The 23,019-nt window shown below is 73.7% G+C and carries 18 protein-coding genes and 2 pseudogenes; 14 read left to right on the forward strand and 6 right to left on the reverse strand.

Going from position 1 to position 23,019, the window contains the following annotated elements:
- Positions 1–19: 19 nt before the first annotated feature.
- Positions 20–3,580 (reverse strand): BTAD domain-containing putative transcriptional regulator, encoded by a 3,561-nt coding sequence (locus tag HS045_RS02500; protein WP_196449546.1) that lies wholly within the window; start codon positions 3,578–3,580, stop codon positions 20–22.
- Positions 3,581–3,730: 150 nt separating this feature from the next.
- Here HS045_RS02500 and HS045_RS02505 point away from each other — a divergent pair, with 150 nt between their 5' ends.
- The 3 genes and pseudogenes from HS045_RS02505 (at position 3,731) to HS045_RS02515 (ending at position 5,339) form a co-directional block, all read left to right on the forward strand.
- On the forward strand, positions 3,731–4,339 hold the full coding sequence (locus tag HS045_RS02505) for a hypothetical protein (protein ID WP_196449547.1): 609 nt from the start codon (positions 3,731–3,733) through the stop codon (positions 4,337–4,339).
- A 78-nt stretch (positions 4,340–4,417) separates the two neighbouring features.
- Positions 4,418–4,624: pseudogene (locus HS045_RS36360) on the forward strand (ATP-binding protein); the annotation flags it as partial.
- Positions 4,625–4,697: 73 nt separating this feature from the next.
- Positions 4,698–5,339 carry a response regulator transcription factor gene (locus HS045_RS02515; RefSeq protein WP_196449549.1) on the forward strand — a complete coding sequence of 214 codons (642 nt, stop codon included), beginning with the start codon at positions 4,698–4,700 and terminating at the stop codon, positions 5,337–5,339.
- A gap of 10 nt (positions 5,340–5,349) precedes the next feature.
- Here the strand turns inward: HS045_RS02515 and HS045_RS02520 are convergent, their stop codons facing one another.
- Positions 5,350–5,841 (reverse strand): hypothetical protein, encoded by a 492-nt coding sequence (locus HS045_RS02520; protein ID WP_196449550.1) that lies wholly within the window; start codon positions 5,839–5,841, stop codon positions 5,350–5,352.
- A gap of 318 nt (positions 5,842–6,159) precedes the next feature.
- Here HS045_RS02520 and HS045_RS02525 point away from each other — a divergent pair.
- The 3 genes and pseudogenes from HS045_RS02525 to HS045_RS02535 all read left to right on the forward strand — a co-directional run.
- A pseudogene (locus HS045_RS02525) lies at positions 6,160–6,630 on the forward strand (DUF3995 domain-containing protein); the annotation flags it as partial.
- A gap of 143 nt (positions 6,631–6,773) precedes the next feature.
- The gene (locus HS045_RS02530) at positions 6,774–7,055 is read left to right on the forward strand and encodes a type II toxin-antitoxin system Phd/YefM family antitoxin (protein ID WP_196449551.1); all 282 of its coding nucleotides are present in this window, start codon (positions 6,774–6,776) and stop codon (positions 7,053–7,055) included.
- 11 nt (positions 7,056–7,066) lie between these two features.
- A complete protein-coding gene (locus HS045_RS02535; RefSeq protein WP_196449552.1) occupies positions 7,067–7,462 on the forward strand; it encodes a PIN domain-containing protein in 396 nt (131 codons plus the stop codon).
- A 110-nt stretch (positions 7,463–7,572) separates the two neighbouring features.
- Here the strand turns inward: HS045_RS02535 and HS045_RS02540 are convergent, their stop codons facing one another.
- Entirely contained in the window at positions 7,573–8,553 is a 981-nt protein-coding gene (locus HS045_RS02540) for a Gfo/Idh/MocA family protein (RefSeq protein ID WP_196449553.1), read from the reverse strand.
- A gap of 64 nt (positions 8,554–8,617) precedes the next feature.
- Positions 8,618–10,204 (reverse strand): peptide chain release factor 3, encoded by a 1,587-nt coding sequence (locus HS045_RS02545; protein WP_196449554.1) that lies wholly within the window; start codon positions 10,202–10,204, stop codon positions 8,618–8,620.
- A 236-nt stretch (positions 10,205–10,440) separates the two neighbouring features.
- Between HS045_RS02545 and HS045_RS02550 the strand changes: the two genes are divergently transcribed.
- Positions 10,441–11,205 carry a PP2C family serine/threonine-protein phosphatase gene (locus tag HS045_RS02550; protein ID WP_196449555.1) on the forward strand — a complete coding sequence of 255 codons (765 nt, stop codon included), beginning with the start codon at positions 10,441–10,443 and terminating at the stop codon, positions 11,203–11,205.
- Positions 11,206–11,608: 403 nt separating this feature from the next.
- On the opposite strand, the gene HS045_RS02555 is transcribed toward HS045_RS02550, so the two are convergent.
- Complete coding sequence (locus HS045_RS02555; protein ID WP_196449556.1) at positions 11,609–12,406, reverse strand: PP2C family serine/threonine-protein phosphatase; 798 nt, start codon at positions 12,404–12,406, stop codon at positions 11,609–11,611.
- 84 nt (positions 12,407–12,490) lie between these two features.
- Between HS045_RS02555 and HS045_RS02565 the strand changes: the two genes are divergently transcribed.
- Both HS045_RS02565 and HS045_RS02570 read left to right on the forward strand, forming a co-directional pair.
- On the forward strand, positions 12,491–14,599 hold the full coding sequence (locus HS045_RS02565; RefSeq protein WP_230883396.1) for an N-6 DNA methylase: 2,109 nt from the start codon (positions 12,491–12,493) through the stop codon (positions 14,597–14,599).
- 27 nt (positions 14,600–14,626) lie between these two features.
- Complete coding sequence (locus HS045_RS02570; protein ID WP_196449557.1) at positions 14,627–15,520, forward strand: serine/threonine-protein kinase; 894 nt, start codon at positions 14,627–14,629, stop codon at positions 15,518–15,520.
- 138 nt (positions 15,521–15,658) lie between these two features.
- Here the strand turns inward: HS045_RS02570 and HS045_RS02575 are convergent, their stop codons facing one another.
- Complete coding sequence (locus HS045_RS02575; protein WP_196449558.1) at positions 15,659–17,056, reverse strand: phosphoribosyltransferase family protein; 1,398 nt, start codon at positions 17,054–17,056, stop codon at positions 15,659–15,661.
- A gap of 208 nt (positions 17,057–17,264) precedes the next feature.
- Between HS045_RS02575 and HS045_RS02580 the strand changes: the two genes are divergently transcribed.
- The 5 genes from HS045_RS02580 (at position 17,265) to HS045_RS02600 (ending at position 23,005) form a co-directional block, all read left to right on the forward strand.
- A complete protein-coding gene (locus tag HS045_RS02580; protein ID WP_196449559.1) occupies positions 17,265–18,938 on the forward strand; it encodes a GspE/PulE family protein in 1,674 nt (557 codons plus the stop codon).
- A 95-nt stretch (positions 18,939–19,033) separates the two neighbouring features.
- Entirely contained in the window at positions 19,034–20,146 is a 1,113-nt protein-coding gene (locus HS045_RS02585) for a type IV pilus twitching motility protein PilT (RefSeq protein ID WP_196449560.1), read from the forward strand.
- Positions 20,147–20,148: 2 nt separating this feature from the next.
- A complete protein-coding gene (locus tag HS045_RS02590) occupies positions 20,149–21,378 on the forward strand; it encodes a type II secretion system F family protein (protein WP_196449561.1) in 1,230 nt (409 codons plus the stop codon).
- A gap of 154 nt (positions 21,379–21,532) precedes the next feature.
- Positions 21,533–22,030, forward strand: a complete 498-nt coding sequence (locus HS045_RS35740; RefSeq protein WP_304609579.1) for a prepilin-type N-terminal cleavage/methylation domain-containing protein — start codon at positions 21,533–21,535, stop codon at positions 22,028–22,030.
- 183 nt (positions 22,031–22,213) lie between these two features.
- Positions 22,214–23,005, forward strand: a complete 792-nt coding sequence (locus HS045_RS02600; protein ID WP_230883397.1) for an A24 family peptidase — start codon at positions 22,214–22,216, stop codon at positions 23,003–23,005.
- The last annotated feature ends 14 nt before the right edge of the window (positions 23,006–23,019 follow it).

The following is a 23,019-nucleotide window of genomic DNA, read 5'->3' on the forward strand; positions in this document are numbered from 1 at the left end:
CGCCCGCCCGGTCCCGGGCTCAGCCGGAGAGCCGCGCCCGCAGCTCCCGCAGGGCGGGTCCGTGGACGCGGACCCCGGCGCGGCGCACGAACGCCTCGGCCGCCCGCAGGTGTTCCGCGGCCCGGTCCCGGTCGCCGGCCGACAGGGCCAGCCGGGCCAGGCACAGGTCGGTGACCGACCAGCCCAGCAGGCGTCCCGCGTGCGGGGCCAGGCGGTCCGCCAGGACCCGGCCGGCCTCCGCCTCCCCGAGCGCGGCGCACAGCTCGCCGGCCGCGTCCGCGACGAACCGGTAGCCCAGGTCGGGCAGGAGCTCCGCGCACCCGTCGCGGGCCAGGCCGGCGAAGTCCGCCCGCGCCTCCTCCGCCCGGCCCAGGTCGGCCAGGGCCAGGCAGCGCAGGAGCCGCCAGGGCCGCTGCCCGGGGCGCGCGCCGAGGGTCTCCTCGGCCAGCGCCAGCGCCTCGGCCGGACGCCCGTCCGCGCGCAGGGCCAGGAAGCGGAGCGTCTGACGGCGCAGGTGCGCGTCGTCGCGGCCGAGCGCCCCCTCCGGGTGGGCCGCCTCCGCCTCCTCGGCCGCCGCCAGCGCGTCATCGAACCGCCCGTCGAGATAGGCGTGGACCGCGCTCTGCCAGGCGGCCAGACCCGCCAGCGAGGGCAGCCGGAGCCGCTCGGCGTTCTCCCGCAGCCAGGCGAGGGCCTGCGCCGCGCCGTCGCGCTCGCCCCGGGCGGTCCGCTCGACGTGGTCGGTCTCCCGGCCGATCCACTCGGTCACTAGGTCGCCGGTGCGCACGCCCAGCTCCACGATCTCGTCGATGACCGCCCGCCGCAGGTCGTGGTCGTCGCCGGAGCGCAGCAGCAGCTCCCAGGCGATCAGCGTCCTGGACAGGGCCCGCTCGTCGCCGCCGCGGCGCGCCAGCCGTACGGCCTGCGCCGCCCGCTCCAGGCTCCGCGCGACGGGCCGGCCCGTGGAGCCGATGAACGCCGAGGCGGCCAGCAGCCGGGCGCGCCACGGCGAGCCCTCGGCCAGGTCCGAGGCGAGCGCCCGGTCGATGCGCCCGGCGAGCCGCTCGACGTCGGTCACCTCCTCGTACATGGCCGTGTAGATCTGGTCCGACAGGCCCAGCGCCGCCCGGGCCAGGCGGTTGTCGTCGCCGAGGTCCTCGGCGATCCGCGCGGCCTCCTCCAGCCGGGCATGGGCGGCCGTGCTCATGCCCGCCGCCGCCTGCGCCTCGGCCAGGTCGAGCAGGAGGTCGCAGCGGAGCGCGTCGTCGGACCGGGGCAGGGCGCCGGTCAGGGCGACCGCCCGCTCCAGGTGCTCCACCGCGTCCTCGTGCGCGAACTGGGCCGCGGCCTGCGCCGCCGCGCGCCGGGCGTAGCCGACGGCCTTGGCCGCCGTGCGCCCGCTCAGCACCCCCTCGCCGTAGTGGTGGGCGATCTCGACCAGCCGGGTGCCGCCCCGCTCCTCCAGCACCTCGGCGATCCGGTCGTGCAGGCGCCTGCGCCGCAGCGGCGGCAGCGCCTCGCGCAGCACGTCGCGGACGATGTCGTGGACGAACCGGCAGGCCGGCCCGTCCCCCTCGGTCAGCAGCCGGGCCCGGACCGCGGCGTCGAGGACGTCGAGCACCTCCTCCTCGGGCAGATCCACGACCCGGAGCAGGACGTCGGCGGGCGCGTCCCGGCCGAGCAGGGCGGCGGCGGCCAGCACCTCCTCCGTCCCGGGCGGCAGCCCCGCCAGCCGGCCGCGCACCACGTCCGACAGGCCGGCCGGCGCGACCGGGCCCGCCGGGACCGCCGGGACCGCGCCGGTCAGCGGGGACCCCGGGGTCCCCGAGGTCCCGGACCCCTCGGCCAGGTGCAGTACCTCGCCGAGGAAGAACGGGTTGCCCGCGGTGAGCCGGACCATCTCCGCGGCCCGGCCGGGGTCGGCCCCGGCCCGGCCGAGATACGCGCGGACGTCGTCCTCGGCCAGGCCCCGTACGGCGAGCCGCCGCACGTGCGCCAGCCGCGCCAGCGTGCCGAGGGCGTGCTCCAGCGCCCCGCCGGGCCGTACGTCGGTGTCCCGGTAGGCGGCCACCACGGTCAGCTCCGGGCAGAGCCGGGTCGAGGCGAGGAACTCCAGCAGCCGGATCGAGGAGGCGTCGGCCCACTGGAGGTCGTCCAGGACGATCAGGACCCTGCCGTACCCGTTCAGCCGCCGGGCGAAGGCCTCGTAGAACCGGAACCGCCCGCCCTCGCCCCGCCCTCCCGCTCCGCCGTACTCCCCCGGCCCCGCAGGACCCGCGCCCGGTCCCGCCTGACCCGGACCGGATCCGGCCGCGTCCACCGGCCCCGATCCCGCGTCCGCGCCCGCCCCTGGTTCCGCGCCCGGTCCCGCGTCCGCGCCCGACCCTGCGTCCGCGCCCGACCCCGCGTCCGCGCCCGGTCCCGCGTCCGCGCCCGACCCTGGTTCCGCGCCCGACCCTGGTTCCGCGCCCGGTCCCGCCAGCTCCGCGGCGGCCTGCGTCCACGGCCAGAAGGGCGGGGCGCCGCTCCCGTCCCAGCAGCGGCCCCACGCCACCCGCCGCCCGGCGGCCTCCGCGGTCGCGGCGGCGTGCTCGGCCAGGCTCGTCTTGCCGATGCCGGGCTCCCCGGCCAGCAGCACCACCCGGTGCCCGTCGCCGGTGACCGCCCGGTCGAGAACGGCGGTCTCCGCGCCCCTGCCGACCAGCCGGGGCGCCGAGACCACCGAAGCGGCCGACCCCGCCGACCCCGCCGACCCCGCCGACCCCGCCGACGGCAGGGTGCCCGTCCCGGACGCCCTGCGGACCTGGGTGCGAGGGGTGAGCGCCGGGTCCTGGGTGAGGATGCGCCGTTCCATCTCCCGTGCGGGCGGCCCCGGGTCCAGGCCGAGCTCGTCCGCCAGGAGCCTGCGACCCTCGGCGAGTACGGCCAGCGCGTCCGCCTGCCGCCCGGCCTGGTAGAGGGCGTGCGCGCCGAGCACGCGGAGCCGTTCCCGCAGCGGGTGGGCGGCCACCAGCCGGGCCAGCCCGCCGGTGAGCGCGTCGCCGCGGCCCAGCGCCAGGGCGGCCTCGGCCGCGTCCTCCTCCAGCGTCAGCCGGAACTCGGCCAGGTGGGCCCGCTCCTGCTCCGCCCAGGAGGCGCCGGTGAAGTCGGCCAGCGGCTCCCCCCGCCATTCCTCCAGCGCCCGCCGGAACTCCCGCTCCGCCCCCGCGTGCTCCCCGGCGGCGGCCAGCCGCCCGCCCTCGGCCGCGCACCCGCGCGCCCGCGCCAGGTCGAGGTCGGCCGCACCGATCGCGAGGGCGTAGCCGCCGGGGCGGCTGACCAGGACCGACGGGGGCGTGGTCCGCCGCCGGTCCGGCTCGAAGACGCGGCGGAGCTTGGAGACGTAGGCCTGGACGGTGTTGACCGCCCCCGGCGGCGGCCCGTCCTCCCAGAGCGCGTCGATGATCCGCGCCGGCGCGACCGGCCGGGGCGCGGCGAGCAGGCACAGGGCCAGCACCGCCCGCTGCTGGTGGGGACCGACGTCCAGCGGTTCCCCGCCGTCGCCGGCCACGCCGACCGGCCCCAGCACCCGAAAGTCCACCCCGGCCACCTCGCTCCCGAACTGCGCCGATGGTAGTCCTTCGCGGCCGGTGCCCGGTTCCGCTCCGCACGGGACGGCGTACGGCGGGGAAATCCTCGGCATCCGAGAGCGTCGTCCGTCCCTCCGGCACCGCTGTAGGACGATGGAGGGGTGAGCTTCAAACTGGCCGTCTGGTACGAGCCCGAGCCGATCACCAAGGAACACGCGGAGAACGTCTTCCAGGCGCTCCGCCGCGGGGAGCCCGACGCCGCCGCGGCGCACCCCGGGGTGGCGGCGTTCGCCGAGCGCCTGCCCGAGGCCCGGCAGGTCTCCCCGGAGTACGCCCTCGTCACCGTGGAGCGCGAACGGGCCGACGAGGTGTCGGGCGCCGCCTTCGAGGCGGCGCGGGAATGCGGGCTGGTCTGCTACGACCCGCAGCGCCGGCTCGTGCACAACCGCGAGCCGCTGGGCGCCTACCCCGGCATGCAGATGCACACGGGCGACGGGATGATCCTGATCGACCCCGACCTCCAGCTCGTCCACGACGCGCTGGCCACGATGGGCCCGCAGAACCCGTTCACCGCCCTGGTCGTCTTCGGCGAGCACTTCGTCCAGACCTCCCCGGAGCCCGGCGGCTACGAGCTGGAGTACAAGGACAGCGTCCGCAACGCCATGTACCGCACGCACGTCGCCGACCTGGAGACGGTCCAGGACGCCTTCGCCGAGTACGCCGTCGACAACCGCGCCTTCCTGGAACGCCACGACTGGGAACGGGTCTGAGAAGGCTCCGGGACACGGCGGCCTCTCCGGCTGACCGGCTGACCGCCGCGCCCCGCTCACGGCGATCAGCTGACCGCGGTGGAGCGGACCGCGTACCGGATCGTTCAGGAGTCGCTGACCAACGTCGCCCGGCACGCCGCCGCCACCACCGCGTCGGTCCGGATCGACCACCGTCCCGACGCCCTGGTCATCCAGGTCGACGACGACGGCGAGGCCGCACCGCACGCCGTACCCGCGCCCGGCGTCGGGCTGCTCGGCATGCGCGAACGCGTCACCGCCCTCGGCGGTCGCCTGCGGGCGGCGCCGCGCGGCGAGGGCGGCTTCACCGTCCACGCCGAACTCCCCTGGAGCGGACGCCGTGATCCGTGTCCTGCTGGTCGACGACCAGCCGCTCATCCGCAGCGGGTTCCGCGCGCTCCTCGACCTGGAGGACGACATCGAGGTGGTGGCCGAGACCGGGGACGGGCTGGAGGGCCTGGCACTGGCCAGGGAGCACCTGCCCGACATCGCGCTCGTCGACATCCGGATACCGATCGTCGACGGCGTCGAGGCGACCCGGCGCATCGCCGCGGACCCGGCCCTGGCCGGGGTGCACGTCGTCATCCTGACCGACTACGGCCTGGACGAGTACGTCTTCGACGCGCTGCGCGCCGGCGCGGCCGAATTCCTGGTCAAGGACGTCCAGCCGGAGGGCTTCCTGCACGCCGTACGCGTCGCCGCGCGCGGTGACGCCCTGCTCGCGCCGTCGATCACCCGCAGGCTGATCGACCGGTACGTCGCCCAGCTGCTCGGCACCGGCGCCCCGGCCGGGTTGGAGGAGCCGACCGCCCGGGAACGCGAGGCCGTCGCCCTGGTCGCGCGGGGCCTGTCCAACGACCAGATCGCCGACCGCATGGTGATCAGCCCGCTGACCGCGAAAACCCACGTCAACTGGGCCATGACCAAACTCCGCGCGCGCGACCACGATGAGGGCATCGGCGCGGTTCACAGCGCCGGGTGAAGCCTCGACGTCAGACCGCGAGCAGGGAGGCGGAAACGTAGACGATCAGGAGCAGCGCGACCGAGGAGGCGAGCAGCGGCCGGGGAGTGCGGGACATGGCCAGCAGGGACGCAGCCGGGTAGGCGATCACGCCGCTGAAGACGATGAGCATGAGGGAGAGGTCGATCAGCGAGTTCGGCAGCGCCTCGGCGAGCCTCCAGATCGTCACCAGGAAGAGGGCGGCCAGGACGGCGACGCGCCAGGACGGCCGTATCCGCAGCAGGTACAGCAAGGGCCAGGCGAGGACGATCGCGACCCACCGCCCGACCGTCCACGCTTGGACGAGGAAGCCGAGACAGCCGGTGTAGTGACCGCATTGCGGGGAATCGGGGAAAAGCCTGACCATCAGCCACGCCCATCCGAAGAGGCCGATGGGCAGCAGGATCCCGACCACCCCGGCCAGGACGAACCGCTTACCGGATCTCTCATTCACCGCGGACGGGCCCGGCCATGATTCGATCATGCGCGAATGGTGGCATACCGAACATTCCTTGACCAGGAGTGAAGGACAGGCGGCCATGGTCGCGTTCATGGACGTGGGACCGCTGGACCGGAGAAGAGGTTTCACGCCGAGTACGGCGGCAGCCGCCGAAAGGGCGGGATCGGCCCGCTCTGAGGACCGCCGAGGAATCGGGGCCGTCCGCTGTAGCGTGCGGGCATGACGAGATCACGATCCGGAGAACGGGAATCGGCGCGCCCTCGTCGGCGGTGGCCCGGCTACGCGGTCGCGGCCTGGGGGTTCGCGTTCGCCGTGCCGAGCTTCTACTGAGCGCTCGGCGGTACGGCGGGCGCGACCACGACGATCTCCCCCTCCCTGGTCCGGCTGATGGAGGAGCAGGTCACCTGGTTCGTGGTCACCCTGTGGGTCACCGGCCTCCTCAAGGTCGCCGGCGGACTGCTGGGCCTCACCCTCGCCCGCGGCGTCCGGGGCCGGGCGGTGAGCCCGCTCCTGCAGTTCGCCGCCTGGGGCGCGGGCGTGCTGCTGTTCTGGCACGGCACCCTCTTCGTGGTGCAGGGTTTCCTCGTCGAGACCGGCTCCGTCGTGCTCGCCCCGGACCTGCTCCCGGTGAGCCGTTGGTACACCTACCTGTGGGGGCCGTGGTTCATGACCGGCGGCATCCTGTTCGCCCTGGCGGCCCGCTTCGACCTCGGTCACGTGCCCGACCGCCGCCGCGGTGCGCTCGCCGGAGCCGTCGGCGGGATCGGCGCCCTGGGCCTTTCGGCGGCGATGCCGGCCGCGGGGGTCGCATAGCACCCCTGACCGCGCTCCTCGAAGCTCGGATCCGCATCCCGGGTCAGGTCACGGCGGAACCTCCTCCGCACTGCACACCTGGAGCTCCGGATAGCTCCGGTGACCTCCGGAACCATCCGGAGGTCAGAGCTACAGTGGACGGTATGAGTGCACTTCCCATCGACTCCTCCCCCGAGGAGCCCACCAGCACGGTCGGTGTCGCCGAAGCAGGCAAGACCCTCTCCCGGCTACTCGACCGGGTGGAGGCCGGAGAGCAGATCATCATCACCCGGGGCGGACGGCCCGCCGCAGTCCTGGGCCCCGCTCCCCGGCCGCCCTTCTCCGGCCAGGCCATAGGAGACCGCCTGGCTCGGTGGTTCGAGGAGTTCGGTCCCGACCCCGACTTCGCCGACGACATCGAGGCCGCCATACGGGACCGGCCTTGACCTCGCGTGTCGTGATCGACACCTGCGTCATGGCGGACATCGAGCGTGGAGTCCTCGATCCACGGCGCCTCGCTCCCTACGACCCGGCGATGTCCGTGCTGACCTTGGGAGCGCTGCTGACCGGGCTCGCGAAGGCGAAGACCAAGGCGGAGCGCGAGCAACGGACCCGGAGGATCAGTGGTCTGGTGCGCCTGGTTCCGGTGCTGGACTTCTCTCTCCGTACGGCCGTCGCCTACGCGATGCTCAACGCCGCAGCCCTGTCGAAAGGACGTGAAGGACAGCGGTCCGACATGCTCATCGCCGCCTCGGCGATGGAACACGGCGCCTTCTTGCTGACGAAGGACAAGGGGTTCGACCGGCTGCGCCATGTCAGCCGGATCAAAATCCTGCACCCGAGAGATCTCTGAGAAGCCCCCCAGCTCCTGACCCTCGTCCGGGCCGAGCCCGTCGCGGGCGCCGTGCCGGTTCGGCGCCCCTCCTCTCGCTCCCGTGAACGGGCAGGGGGTGCCCGACCGGGTCACTCGCCGGGGAAGCGCACTCCCGCCTGGGCGCGGACCTCGTCCAGGATGCCCATCACCTCGAGCGTCGACTCCCAGGGCACCAGCGGGCTCTCCAGCAGTCCCTCGCGCAGGCAGCGCATGGCCTCGACGGCCTCGTGGTTCATGCCGTTGCCGTCGAAGGGCACCTGGAAGGTCTCCGGCTCCCCGTCCGTCCGGTACAGCGTGAAGGCCTCCGGCCGGAAGAACAGGTGCGGCAGCTCGATCCGGCCGAGCGGCCCGGAGACCGAGGCCGTGACCGGGCTGTGCGTGGTGATGCCGCAGGAGAGCATCGCGACGGCGCCGTCCGCGTAGCCGAGGAGCATGCCGGTGTTCTCGTCCACACCCTCGGGGGTGAGCCGGGCCCAGGACTGCACCCTCTCGGGGGCGCCGAGCAGCAGGTGGGCGAAGGAGACCGGGTAGACGCCCAGGTCCAGCAGGGCGCCGCCGCCCAGCGCGGGGTCGCGGAGCCGGTGGTCGGGGCCGACGTCCACGGAGATGCCGAAGTCGGCGTGCACGGTGTTCACCGGGCCGAGCACGCCCTCCCGGACCAGCTCGACGAGCCTGCGGATGGCCGGGTTGCAGCGCATCCACATGGCCTCCATGAGGAACAGCCCGCGCTCGCGCGCCAGCTCCACCAGCTCGGCGGCCCGCGCCCGGTCAAGGGTGAACGGCTTCTCGCACAGGACGGCCTTGCCCGCGTTCAGGCAGGTCGTCACGGCGTCGTAGTGGGCGCTGTGCGGGGTGGCGACGTAGACGATGTCCACCTCGGGGTCGGCGGCCAGCTCGGCCCAGGTGCCGTGGGCACGGGGGATGCCGTAGCGGTCGGCGAAGGCCTGCGCGCTCGCGATCGACCGGGACCCGACGGCGACCACCTCGGCGTCCGGCAGCGGCTTCAGGTCCTCGGTGAAGGACGCGGCGATGCCGCCGGTCGCCAGGATGCCCCACTTAATCGTGCTCATAGCGCCCTATCCCATCATGCCTGGACAACTGGTGGAAACGCTCCCACCCCGGCGGGCCGGGCCGTCAGCCGCGGGTGTCGGCGAGCAGCGGCTGCAGCACCAGGTTCGGGTGGTCGCGCAGGACGCCGCGCATCCGCCACTCGTCGGTGAACAGCGCCAGCAGCGCCCCGTCGATGGTCCGGGTGAGGACCTCGACCCCGCGCTGGCGGGTCAGCACGGGCGCCGACTCGGCGTCGGTGAGGCGGGCCAGGCTGAAGTCGAGCCGGTCCAGGGCGATCTCGGTGGTGAACTCCCCGGCCAGCCGGTGCTTGACCACGTCGAACTGCATCGGGCCGACCGCCGCGAGCACCGGCGACTGGTCGCCGCGGATCTCGGAGCGGAGCACCTGGACGACGCCCTCGGCCTCCATCTGCTCGATGCCCTTGCGGAACTGCTTGGACCGGCTGGAGTCGCGGACCCGGGCGGTCCAGAAGTGCTCGGGCGCGAAGCTCGGGATCTTCGGGAACTCGACCGGCCGGCCGTCGTAGAGGGTGTCGCCGGGCCGGAGGGCGGTGGCGTTGACCAGGCCGATCACGTCGCCGGGGTAGGCCTCGTCGATCGTGGCGCGCTCCTGGCCGAAGACCGACTGGGCGTACTTGGTGGCGAAGGGGCGGCCGGTCGCCGCGTGGGTGAGCACCATGCCGCGCTCGAAGCGGCCCGAGCAGACCCGGACGAAGGCGATCCGGTCGCGGTGCGAGGGGTCCATGTTGGCCTGGACCTTGAAGACCAGCCCGGAGAACGGCTCCTCCAGCGGGCGCGGGTCGCCCTTGACGTCGGGGCGGGGCGCGGGCGCCGGGGCGATGTCCACCATGGCGTCGAGCAGGCGGCCGACGCCGAAGTTGGACAGCGCCGCGCCGAACAGCACCGGGGTCGTCTCGTGGGCCTCGAACGCCTTCTGGTCGTGGTCGGACCCGATCGCCGAGAGCAGGTCGGCCTCGTCCCTCGACCGCTCCCAGTCCTCGCCGATCTCGGCGACCGCCCGCTCGGGGGTGAGCTCGGTCTCGATGGCCTTGGTGGCGCCGCCGGGCGTGCGGGTGTAGCGGACGGCCCGGTCGGCGATCCGGTCGATCACCCCGTGGAAGAAGCCGCCGGTGCCGATCGGCCAGGTGATGGGGGTGGGCTTGAGCCCGGTCTTCTCCTGGATCTCGTCCAGCAGCTCCAGCGCCTCGCGGCCGGGCCGGTCCCACTTGTTGACGAACGTGATGACGGGGATGCGCCGGTGGCGGCAGACCTCGAAGAGCTTCAGGGTCTGCGGCTCCATGCCCTTGGCCGCGTCGAGCAGCATGACCGCGCAGTCGACGGCGGCCAGCACGCGGTAGGTGTCCTCGGAGAAGTCGGCGTGGCCGGGCGTGTCCACCAGGTTGAACATGTGCCCGCGGTACTCGAAGCGCAGGGCGGCCGAGGTGATGGAGATGCCGCGGGCCTTCTCCATGTCCATCCAGTCGGAGGTGACGCCGCGCCGCCCGGCCTTGCCGTGCACGGCGCCCGCCTCGGTGATCGCCGAGGCGTGCAGCGCCAGCGCCTCGGTCATCGTCGACTTTCCGGCGTCGGGGTGGCTGATCACCGCGAACGTGCGGCGCCGCGCCGCCTCCTGCGCGATCGCGGTGCTCATCGTCTTCTCCTCGCCGTGCGGTGGGGACTCGCGTCCGGGTACTGTCGTCCGTACCGTCATCCAGGGTGTCGGAACAGCTTACGCGCCGCCGCGCGCGCCGATTGATGTGACGACACTTCCCCGGGCCGCTTGCGCCAGTACGGGCGCACAGTGGATCGTTGGGAGATCTCGTGCCCGTACCGACCGTCCGAAAGCGATTCACTCGTGCGACTCGACGTTTCAGCAGTGATGTGCAGATGATCACGCTCCGCTATGCGGCGGGTTCCGACGTCGGCCGGGTCCGCCAGGGCAACGAGGACTCCGCCTACGCGGGCCCCCGGCTGCTGGCCGTCGCCGACGGGATGGGCGGCCACGTGGGCGGGGAGGTCGCCAGCGCGGCCGCGGTCGCCACGGTCGCGCCCCTGGACCACGAGTGCCCGCCCGACCTCGTCGCCGCCGCGGAGAACGGGGTCCACCGCGCCAACCGGCGGCTGCGCGAGATGGTCGAGCAGGACCCGAGCCTCACCGGGATGGGCACCACCCTGACCCTGATGCTCTGGGACGGCCCCCGGGTGGCCCTGGCCCACATCGGCGACTCCCGGGCCTACCTGCTCCGCGAGGGCGACCTCTACCAGATCACCTACGACCACACGCTCGTCCAGACCCTGATGGACGACGGCCGGATCACCGCCGAGGAGGCGGCCCGCCACCCGCACCGGTCGATCCTGCTGCAGGTCCTGGACGGCAGCGACACCATCGAGGTCGACCTGTCCCTGCGGGACGCCGAGGTCGGCGACCGCTACCTGCTCTGCTCCGACGGCCTGTCCGGGGTGGTCGACGCCGACCGGCTCCGGCACGTGCTCGCCACGATCGACGACCTCGACACCGTCACCCGCACGCTCATCGAGCTCGCCTGCGACGCCGGCGGCCCGGACAACATCACCTGCGTGGTGGCCGACGTGATCGACGAGCCGGGGCCCGCGCAGGACGCCCCGATGATCGTCGGCGCCGCCGCGCCGTAGCCCGCAGCGCCGCAGACCGCAGCTCCGCAGACCCCCACACCATGGCCCGCGGCACCGGCGGACCCACGCCGCCGAACTCACGCCGCCGGGCCGGTCCGGCCGTACGGCCCGCCGTGCCGCGGGGCCCTTGGCCGGTCCTCCGACGACCGATATCGTCGGTCTCCCGAGCCCGTCTCCGAACCACCGCCCCACGCGAAGGGACGTCGCCGTGTACAAGGAATTCGCCATCGAGGCCGTCGTCTGGCTCATCCCCGTCGTCATCCTCGTCGGTCTCGCCTACATGATCACGAGCGCTTAGGATCCGCCTGCCGTACCGGTCGCGCCCGGCGCCCGGGCACGGCTCGGCGCCCGCCGCCCGAGCGGCGGGGCGAGGCCGCCCGGGCGACCAGGGCGGAAGCCGGGGTCAGGGGGTCAGTCTCCGCTCGGTGACGGCGCCCACGACGAACCGCTCGGCGCCCGCCGGGTGGGGGCCGAACTCGGCGACGACGCAGGTGATGTTGTCGGGGCCGCCGCCCCGGTTGGCCAGGTCGATCAGGAGGCGGGCGGCCTCGTCGGGGTCGCCGACGTCGGTGAGGGTGTTGAACAGGGTCTCCGGGCCGACCACGGCGGTCAGGCCGTCGGAGCAGATGAGGTAGCGGTCGCCCGGCCGGGCCTCGCGCAGGGTCAGGTCCAGCTCGCCGTCGCCGGTGCCCTCCAGCACCCGCAGGACCATCGACCGGCGCGGGTGCTCGGCCGCCTGCTCGGGGGTGATCCGCCCGTCGTCCACCAGCGACTGGACGAGGGTGTGGTCGTGCGTGATCTGGAAGAGGGCGCCGTCGCGCAGCATGTAGGCACGGGAGTCGCCGACGTGGGCCAGGGCGAACGCGGCGCCGTCCCAGAGCATGGCGGTGAAGGTGGTGCCCATCCCGCGCAGCGCGGGCTCGCGGTCGGCCATCTCGCGCAGCGCGTGGTTGACGTCCCTGGCGGCGCCCCTGAGGGCGTCCCGCAGGTCGGCGCCCGTCGCCGGCAGGCTCTCGTCGAGCGCGGCCAGGACCGTGACGGCGAGCGCGCTCGCGACCTCCCCGCCCGCGTGGCCGCCCATCCCGTCGGCGACGGCCAGCAGGCGCGCGCTGGCGTAACCCGAGTCCTCGTTGGACTCGCGGCGGACCCCGACATCGGAGCGGGCGGCATAGCGCAGTGCCAGTCCTTCGTTTTGTGCCATGAGGGCAGTAAAGCACTGGTTGAAGCACTTCACAAGCAAAGATGTTGTAGACCGTTTCATCTCAGTCAACTACGCTGGCTGCCCATGGAGGAGAGCCGGGACATCACCGTCAACGCGGGCGACATCGCCCGGCTCGCCGACGTGGGACGGGCCGCCGTGAGCAACTGGCGCCGCCGCCACGAGGACTTCCCCCAGCCGGTCGGCGGCACCGCCTCCAGCCCGCTCTTCTCCCTGGCCGAGGTCGCCGCGTGGCTGCGCGGCAACGGCAAGTCCTTCGAGGTCTCCCTCGGCGACCTGGTCTGGCAGCGGATCCGGACCACCGCCGACGACCTGCGGCTGGGCGGCCTGGTGAGCCGGATCGGCGCCTTCCTGCTCTTCCTGCACCGCGAACCGGGCGCCTGGGACGGACACGGCCTGCGCGACGAGTATGGCCTGCACGACGAGTACGGCCTGCGCGACGGACACGGCCTGCGCGACGAGTACGGCCTGCGCGACGGACACGGCCTGCACGACGGGCACGGAGACGGACGGCGCGGCGGGAACGGCGGGCGGACCGTGCGCGGGCGGACCGTGCACGACGGAGGCGGCGGGAACGGCGGGCAGAGCGTGCGCGGCGGAAGCGGCGGGCGCTCCCTCGCCGAACGCGTCGCCGCCGCCACGGCCGACCTGCCCGGCTCCGCCGAGCCCCTGCCGGACGACCGCGCCCTGCTCCGGCTGGTCGCCCGGCTCGCCGCCGCCGACGGCCCGCCGGCGGCGTTCGAGTTCCTCTGCGAGCGCTACGCCGAGGCGCACTCCCGACAGCTCGCGGTGACCCGGCAGGACGTGGCCGCGCTGATGACCCGGCTGGTCGTCCCGGACGGCGGCACCGTGCTGGACCCGGCCTGCGGCATCGGCACCCTCCTGCTGCCCGCCGCCGCCGCGGTCGGCCAGGAGCTCGACGAGACGAACGCCCGGCTCGCCGCGGTCCGGCTGCTGCTGCGCGGCACGCCCGCGCGGATCACCGCCGGCGACGCGCTCCGCGAGGACCGCCTCGCCGGCGAGCTCGCCGACGCGGTGGTCTGCGACCCGCCGTTCAACGAGCGCGCCTGGGGCTACGAGGAGCTGACCGGCGACCCCCGCTGGGAGTACGGCCTGCCGCCCCGCGGCGAGTCCGAGCTCGCCTGGGTGCAGCACTGCCTGGCCCACGTGCGGCCGGGAGGGCTGGCGGCGGTCCTGATGCCCGCCGCCGCGGCCGGCCGCCGGCCGGGCAAGCGCATCCGGGGCAACCTGCTGCGGGCCGGGGCCCTGCGGGCCGTGGTCAGCCTCGCCCCGGGCGGGCCGGACCTGTGGCTGCTGCGCCGCCCCGACGGGGGGCGGCCCCCCTCCCACCTGCTGCTGGTGGACGCGGCCGAGGACCTGTCGACGGTGGAACCCGCCTGGCGCGCCTACCTGGAGGACCCGGAGGCCGAGCCGTCCGGCGCCGGCCGTACGGTCCGGATCATCGACCTGCTGGACGACGCGGTCGACCTCACCCCCGCCCGGCACCGCCCCCGGCGGGGCGCGCTGGACTTCGCCCGCGACTTCGGCGACGCGCTGGACCGGTTCCGGGCCGCGTCGGCCGCGCTGGCGGACACGGCTCCGGCCCTGGAGCCGCTGCCCGAGCGCCACGACCTGCCGGTCACCACGGTCGGCGAGCTGGCCAAGGCCGGGCTGGTCACCGTCCTGGCGGCCCCGCCCCGGATGACCGCCGACTCCGGGCCCGTCCCGGTCCTGACCGCCGAGGACGCCGCGGCGGGCGCGCCGCCCTCCGGGGGCACCGTGCTCGACCCCGCGCTGGTCCTGGTCAGGCCCGGCGACGTCGTGGCCACCGCGCTGGGCGCGGTCCGGGTGGTCGCCGAGCCGGGCGCGGCGCTGGGACCGCAGCTCACCCTCTACCGGGTGGACCCCGCCCGGCTCGACCCCGACTTCCTGGCCGGCTGCCTGCGCTCCGCCGGGCGGACCGTCCACCCCGTCTCCAGCCGGCTCGACGTGCGGCGGGCCCGGGTGCCGATGCTGCCGATCGCCGAGCAGCGCCGGTACGGCGCGGCCTTCCGCGAGCTGACCGCGCTGGAGGACGGGCTCCGCGAGACGGCGGCACGGGGAGAGACCTTGATCAGGCTAGGCTTTGACGGACTCGTCGACGGCCACCTGCGGCCGTGCGACCGGGGGGCGTGAGTCCCGGAAGTCCGTGGGGAGGGCCGCATGGTCATCGGCGACCGGTACGTTCTCGACGACCTCCCCCTGGGGCAGGGAGGCATGGGCGCGGTCTACGCCGGCCACGACAGGCACCTCGACCGCAGGGTGGCCGTCAAGTTCCTGCGCCTGCACACCGGCGCCGACGAGGAGCTGCAGCGCCGCTTCCTGCGCGAGGCCCGCATCCTGGCCCGGCTGGAGCACCCCGGCGCGCCCGTGCTGTACGACTTCGGCACCTTCGAGCAGCGGCTGTTCCAGGTGATGCAGTTCATCGAGGGCGTCACCGTGGCCGACCTGGTCAGCGAGCACGGCCCGCTCCCGGTCCCGTGGGCCGCCGCCATCGCCGCCCAGGCCTGCGCGGTGCTGTCGGCCGCGCACGCGCTCTCGATCTGCCACCGCGACCTCAAGCCGACGAACCTGATGCTCTGCCCCGACGGGAGCGTCAAGGTCCTGGACTTCGGCCTGGCGATGCTCCGCGAGACCGGCTCCACCCGGTTCACCCGGGTCGGCCAGCTGCTCGGCACCCCCGCCTACATGGCCCCCGAGCAGATCCAGCGCGGACTGACCGGCCCGCGCAGCGACCTGTACGCGCTGGGCTGCGTGATCCACGAGATGCTGACCGGCAGGCAGCTGTTCACCGGCCCCACCGAGTACGCCGTGTTCGAGCGGCAGGTCAACGAGCGCCCGCCGCCCGTCCCCGGCGTGCCCGGCGAGCTGGACCGCCTGATCGGGGAGCTGCTGGAGAAGGACCCCGACCGCCGCCCGGCCGACGCCGACGCGCTCTACGACCGCCTCCAGCGGTTCGCCGTGGACCTGCCCATGCTCCCCGGCTTCCTCAACCCGCCGTCGGCCCCCAGCCCGGTGCGGATGTACGCCCGCATGGTCGGCCGCGTGCTCTCCTGAGTCCCGGGCGCGCCGGTCAGCGCCGGGAAGACGCGTGCTCTCAGGCGCGGGCCTGCGCCGGATCGAGCTCACCGGGGAAGACCCGCAGCGGCATGTGGCCGACAGACCCGTGCGAGCCCGCAGGCCGTACGACGCGGGTCAGCGCCGCGGGACCGGCGCCAGGTGGGCGGTGAACCAGTCGCGGGCGAAGTCCGCGACGGTCTCCAGGGCGCCCGGCTCCTCGAACAGGTGGGTGGCGCCGGGCACGATCCGCAGGCCGTTCTCGCAGCGCAGCCGCCGCTGCGCCGCCCGGTTGAGCTCCAGCACCGCCTCGTCGTGCCCGCCGACGATCAGCAGGGTCGCGGCCCGTACGGCGGGCAGCCTGGGCTCGGCCAGGTCGGGCCGCCCGCCCCGGGAGACGACCGCGGCGATGTCGGCGTCCGATCCGGCGGCGGCCCAGAGCGCAGCGGCGGCCCCGGTGCTCGCCCCGAAGTAGGCGACCGGGAGTCCCCGGACCCCCCGGTGCCCGCGCAGCCAGCCGGTGACCCGGTCGAGCCGGCCGGCCAGCAGGGGCACGTCGAAGACGTTGCCGCGGTCGAGCTCCTCGTCCGGGGTGAGCAGGTCGAACAGGAGCACGGCCAGGCCGGCGCGGTAGAGCGCGGTCGCGACCCGGCGGTTGCGCGGGCTGTGCCGACCGCTCCCGCTGCCGTGCACGAAGACCACCGCCCCGGAAGCCCCGTCCGGTACGGCCAGCCGGCCGGGCAGCCGGACCTCCCCGGCGTCCGCCTCGACCTCCTCGGTGAAGCCCACGGCCCTCTCCCCGACCGCGCTCCCGTCGGTCGTGCCACCCGCCGCGCTCCCGTCGGTCGTGCCACCCGCCGCGGCCCCGTCGGTCGTGCCACCCGAGGCCGCGGCCCGCAGGGAGGCGGCCCGGTGGAGCAGGTCGACCACCTGGGCGTCGGAGGTCTGCTCGAAGTCGGCGTACCAGGCGCCGATGGCGAACAGGTCGGCGGGTGTCTGCAGGCAGACCACCTCGTCGGCGGCCTCGCGCAGGGCCTCGACCGCCTCCGGCGCCCCGACGGGGATCGCCAGCACCACCCGTGAGGCGCCGCGCGCGCGGGCGACCCGGCAGGCCGCGCGGGCGGTGCCCCCGGTCGCGATCCCGTCGTCCACCACGACCACGGTGCGCCCCGCCAGGTCCACCGCGGGGCGGTCGCCGCGGAACCTGCGGGCCCGGCGGTCCAGCTCGGCCCGCTCGCGCTCCTCGACTCCGGCCATCTCCTCGGGCGTGACCCGGGCCGCCCGGACCACCTCGTCGTTGACGACGCGCACTCCGCCCTCCCCGATCGCGCCGAACCCGAGCTCCGGCTGGGACGGCACGCCGAGCTTGCGCACCACGATCACGTCCAGCGGCGCACCGAGCACCCGCGCCACCTCGAAGGCCACCGGGACGCCGCCCCGCGGCAGCCCGACCACGACCGTGCCCGCACCGTCGAAACGCCCCCGCAACCGCTCGGCCAGGCGCGTTCCCGCGTCGTGACGATCGACGAACATCATGTCCACCCCCTGCCGGGCCCCTCCCCCGCAGGCGCCCGCGCACGTCACCGGAGCCCTACCCGGCTCCCGCCGTCACATTCACCCGGGCCGCCGTACGGCGGCGGGCGCGAGTCGCCGCGGAAGTCGCTCAGATGCCGCCCCACGCCGCCGATGTGGTGTCCGTAGCGGATGTTCCACGTCCGCCCACGGGTGGTTTTCGAGAGGTGACATGAACCAGATATTCTCACCGCTGCTCGACGCCTTGAAGCAGCAGGGGGTGAACCCGCAGGCCCTGCAGAAGGCGACCGAGGAGGCCGAGCGCACGGGGCGGTCCCTGCGCGCCGTGCTCATCAACGACCACGTGGTCACCGAGGTCCAGCTCACCGAGGCGTCCGCGGTCGCGTACGGCATCAAGAGCGTCGACCTGGTCGGCTTCCCCATCGACCCGCTCGCGGTGGCCAAGATCCCGCTCCCGCTGGTGCTCCGGCACCGCGTCCTGGGCCTCTCGCTGGACGACAACGAGATCACCGTCGGCATCACCGACCCCGGCGACATCGTGGCGCTCGACGACGTGCGCGCGGCGACCGGCCTGATGGTCCGCCCCGTCGTGGTGGCCCGCAGCGAGCTGCGCCGCGTCATCGACCGGCTCAAGCGCGAGGAGAACGACCTCGGCGACATCGCCGACACGCTCCGCGCCGAGCAGCAGCCGGAGACGGTCTCGAACCTCAACTCCGTCGAGGAGGACGCGCCGATCGTCCGGTACGTCAACTCGCTGCTCGACCAGGCCATCCAGAACCGGGCCTCGGACCTGCACCTGGAGCCGACCGAGCACGACATGCGGGTGCGCTACCGCATCGACGGCGTGCTGCACGAGATCGACACCGTGCCCAAGCACGTGCAGTCGGCCCTCACCTCCCGGCTGAAGATCATGTCGAACGTCGACATCACCGAGCGCCGGGTCCCGCAGAACGGCCGCATCACCGTCATGGTCAACGGCCGCAAGGTCGACCTGCGCACCGCCACCCTGCCGACGGTGTGGGGCGAGAAGATCGTGCTGCGGGTCCTGGACACCGGCAGCATCAACCTCAAGCTCGACAGCCTCGGCTTCACCGAGGACAACCACCGGCGCTTCGCCGGCTCGTTCGCCAAGCCGCACGGCATGGTGCTGGTGACGGGCCCGACCGGCTCCGGCAAGTCGACCACGCTCTACGCGACGCTCACCACGATCAGCAAGCCCACCGTCAACATCATCACCGTCGAGGACCCGGTCGAGTACCGGCTGCCCGGCATCAACCAGGTGCAGGTCGACACCAAGGCCGGGCTGACCTTCGCCGCCGTGCTCCCGGCGATCCTGCGCTCGGACCCCGACGTCGTGCTGATCGGTGAGATCCGGGACCGGACCACCGCCCAGTTCGCCGTCGAGGCCGCTCTCACCGGCCACCTCGTGCTGGCCACCCTGCACACCAACGACGCCCCCAGCGCGGTCGTGCGGCTGACCGAGATGGGCATCGAGCCCTTCCTCGTCGGCTCGTCCGTCGACTGCGTGCTGGCGCAGCGGCTCGCGCGGCGGCTGTGCGACTGGTGCAAGCAGGAGTACACGCCCGGCGAGACCGAGCTGCTCGCCGCCCGCTGGCCCCTCGACGGGCTCGCCCGGCCCGAGCGGCTCTGGAAGCCGACCGGCTGCCGCTCCTGCGCCAACACCGGCTACCGCGGCCGGATCGCGCTGCACGAGGTCATGCCGATGTCCCCGGAGATCGAGGGCCTCACCATCCAGCGCGCCTCCTCACACGACGTGCAGCGGGTCGCCGAGGCCCAGGGCATGCGCTCGCTGCGGCTGGACGGCCTGCTCAAGGCGGCCGACGGCCAGACCTCGATCCAGGAGGTCCTGCGGGTCGCCATCTGACCCGCGGCACGCCGCCGACCCGCACCCGCACCCGCACCCCGACCCGGACCGGAACCGGCCCGGGCCCCACCACCGACACAGCAAGGAGGCATCCGATGGAGCCACTGCACACCTTCGACCAGCTCGAGGAAGCACGTCTCGCGCGCAAGTCCCTCGACGCGATACTCGTCGCCCTCGTCCAGAACGGCGGCTCGGACCTGCACGTGACGGCGGGGGTCCCGCCCACGATCCGGGTGGACGGCCGGATGCAGCACCTGCCGGGGTACGACCGCCTCACCCCGGGCGACACCATGCGGCTGCTGCGCGCGGCGGTGATCGACGACCAGTGGCACCACTTCGAGCGCTGCCAGGAGCTCGACGTCGCCTACAGCATCGAGGGCGTCTCCCGGTTCCGCTGCAACCTCTACCGGCAGCGCGGCTCGTACGGCGCGGTCTTCCGCGCGGTCCCGCACACGATCAGGCCGCTGGACGAGCTGGGCGTGCCGGAGCAGGTGGGCAGGTTCGCCAATCTGCCCCGCGGGCTGGTCCTGGTGACGGGACCCACCGGCTCGGGCAAGACCTCCACCCTCGCCGCGATGATCGACCTGGCCAACAGCACCCGCTCGGGCCACATCATCACCATCGAGGACCCGATCGAGTACCTCCACCAGCACAAGCGCTGCATCGTCAACCAGCGGGAGGTCGGCGCGGACACCGAGTCGTTCTCCCAGGCGCTCAAGCACGCGCTGCGCCAGGACCCGGACATCATCCTCGTCGGCGAGCTGCGCGACCTGGAGACGACCTCCACCGCGCTGTCGGCCGCCGAGACCGGCCACCTGGTCTTCGCCACCCTGCACACGCAGAGCGCGGCGCAGACGATCGACCGCGTCATCGACATCTTCCCGCCGCACCAGCAGCAGCAGGTCCGCTCGCAGCTGTCCACGGCGCTGCAGGGCGTCGTCACGCAGGCCCTGGTCCCGCGGATGGACGGCTTCGGCCGTACGGTCGTCGCGGAGATCCTGGTGGCCACCCCGGCCATCCGCAACCTGGTCCGCGAGGGCAAGAGCCACCAGATCCCGTCCTTCATGCAGTCCGGGGCGGCCGACGGCATGCTCGCCTTCGACCGGCACCTGACCGAGCGGGTCCAGTCGGGGATCGTCAGCTTCGAGCAGGCGATGGACGTCTGCCACTCGCCCGACGAGTTCAGGCGCTTCGTCGGGAGGCCGTGAGCATGTCGGCGACCAAGACCTTCGAGTACCGGACCGTCGACCGCGCCGGCAAGCACAAGAAGGGCAAGATCGAGGCGGCCAACAAGGCCGCCGCGGTCCAGCAGCTCCGCCAGCAGGGCCTCGTCCCCGTGGCGGTCGTGGACGGCGACTCGAAGCTCCGCCAGGAGATCACGATCCCCGGCTTCGGCGGCCGGACCACCCTCAAGGACCTGGCGGTCTTCGCCCGCCAGTTCGCGACCATGACCGCTTCGGGCATGTCGCTGCTGCGCTCGCTCGCGGTGCTGGAGGACCAGGTCGAGAAGGCGCCGCTGAAGAAGGCGATCCACGAGGTGCGGCTGGACATCGAGGGCGGCGTGTCGCTCTCGGGCGCGCTGGCCAAGCATCCCAAGGTCTTCCCGGAGCTCATGGTCGCGATGGTGCGGGCCGGCGAGGCCGGCGGCTTCCTCGACGGGGCCATGGAGCGCATGGCGGTCAACTTCGAGAAGGACGCCGCCCTCCGCGGCAAGATCAAGGGCGCGATGACGTACCCGGTCATCGTCCTGATCTTCACCGCGGTGCTCGTCGGCGCGGTCCTCGCCTTCATCGTCCCGGTCTTCGAGAACATGTTCGCCCAGTTCGGCGGGGAGTTGCCGCTGCCGACGCAGATCCTCGTCACCGGCAGCCACAGCCTGGTCTGGTCGGGACCGCTCTTCATCGGGCTGATCATCGGCTCGGTCGTGCTCTTCCGCAGGCGACTGGAGCACAGTCCGTCGTTCCGCCTGGCCTACGACCGGTTCAAGCTGCGCATCCCGGTCTTCGGACCGCTGTTCACGAAGATCGCGATCAGCCGGTTCGCCCGCAACTTCGGCACCCTGCTCGGCGTGGGCGTGCCGGTGATGCAGGCACTCGACGTCGTGGGCGCCACGACCGGCAACCTGGTCATCACCCACGCCATGAAGGACCTGCAGACCGCCGTGCGCGACGGCCTGCCCATGTCCGCGCACCTCGGCAGGCACCCGGTCTTCCCCCGCATGGTCACGCAGATGATCGAGGTCGGTGAAGAATCCGGACAAATCAGTCAGATGCTCGACAAGGTTGCCGATTTCTATGACCGAGAGGTTGACACCGCGGCGGAGTCCCTGACCGCGGCGATCGAACCGCTCATGGTCATCGTCATGGGCGTCGCGGTCGGCGGCATGGTCCTCTGCCTCTACCTTCCGATGTTCACGATCTACGAGAACGTCCAGGGCTAGAGGCCGGACGGGACCCCACGGGGTCCGGCCGCGCCCCACCCCCTCAGAGCTTTCCGCGGACACCGCGGAAGAGAAGACCGGTCGCCCGACCGGCCCGGCACCGGCGACCGCCGGAAGCCATAACACCCCCGAAAGAGTCGCAGGAGGCTCAGCCATGAAGGAAACGCTCCGCCGCATGCAGGAGAAGCGCGCCAACGAGGACCGCGGCTTCACCCTCATCGAACTGCTGGTGGTCGTCGTGATCATCGGCGTCCTGGTGGCCATCGCCATCCCGGTCTACATGAACTACCAGAAGGGCGCGGCCGACAAGGCGGCCCAGTCCGACGTGCGCAACGCCATCACCGCCGTGGAGAACTTCTACACGACGAACGGCAACGCCTACCCGGCGAGCGCCGCTTTCGAGAACCAGAAGCTCACGCTCACCGGCGGCGGCTCCACCACGCAGGACCTCACCGCCTCCGAGGGCGTCACGATGAACTACGTCCTGGTGGAGGGGACGAACGCGCCCGACACCTACCGCCTCTGCGCCGTGAACGCCGAGGGCGGCTCCGGTGTGGAGTACCAGTACGACAGCGCCCTGGGTGGTTCGGTCGAGCAGAAGGACGTCGACATGACCACCTGCGCCCCGGCCGGCGCCGGCGCCGGAAACTGATCCCCGTCCGGTGGGGCGGCCGGCCCGCAGCACGCCGCCCCACCGGCCTTCCCTGCTCGAACCCCGGGAACGTGACCCTCGCCCCGGCCTCCGGGCCGGACGCGGGCCACGGACCCGAATCTCCGAAACCGGGTCGCACGACCCGAACCCCGTTGCGACACCCCCGTGGAAAGGAGCCGGTCGATGGACGCCCTCATGCCCGCCCTGGCGGGACTGCTCGGCCTCGTGATCGGCTCCTTCCTCAACGTGGTGATCCACCGGGTGCCGCGGGCCGAGTCGCTGGTGCGGCCCGGCTCGCACTGCCCGAACTGCCACATCGAGATCCGGCCCTGGCAGAACGTGCCGGTGCTGAGCTGGCTCGCGCTGCGCGGCCGGTGCGCCGGCTGCCGGGAGCCGATCAGCGTCCGCTACCCGCTGGTCGAGCTGGCCACCGCCGCGCTGTTCGCCGCGGTGACCGCCCGGTTCGGCCCGGTGCCGGAACTGCCGGCCTACCTGTACCTGACGGCGGTCGCGGTGGCCCTCACCATGATCGACATCGACGTGCAGCGGCTGCCCGACGCGATCGTCAAGCCGTCGTACGCGGTCGGCGCCCTGCTGCTGCTCCCCGCGGTCCTCACCGGAGCCGGCTGGACGCCCGCGCTGCGCGGCCTGGCCGCGATGGCCGCCCTGTACGCCTTCTACTTCGCACTCACCTGGATCCACCCGGGAGGGATGGGCCTCGGCGACGTGAAGCTCGCCGGGCTGCTCGGCCTCTACCTCGGCTGGCTGGGCTGGAGCGCGGTCATCGTCGGCACCTTCGCCGCCTTCCTGCTCGGCGGGCTCGCCGGCGGCGTGCTGCTGGCCACCGGGAAGGCCGGTCGCAAGACCGCCGTGCCGTTCGGGCCCGCCATGCTCGCCGGCGCCCTGCTCGCCCTGTTCACCGCCGGACCGGTGGCCGCCTGGTACACCGGCCTCCTGCTGCCCGCCTCCGCCTGACCACCTCCCTTTCC

It is taken from the genome of Planomonospora sp. ID82291, from assembly GCF_015711645.1.
Taxonomy (GTDB): Bacteria; Actinomycetota; Actinomycetes; order Streptosporangiales; family Streptosporangiaceae; genus Planomonospora.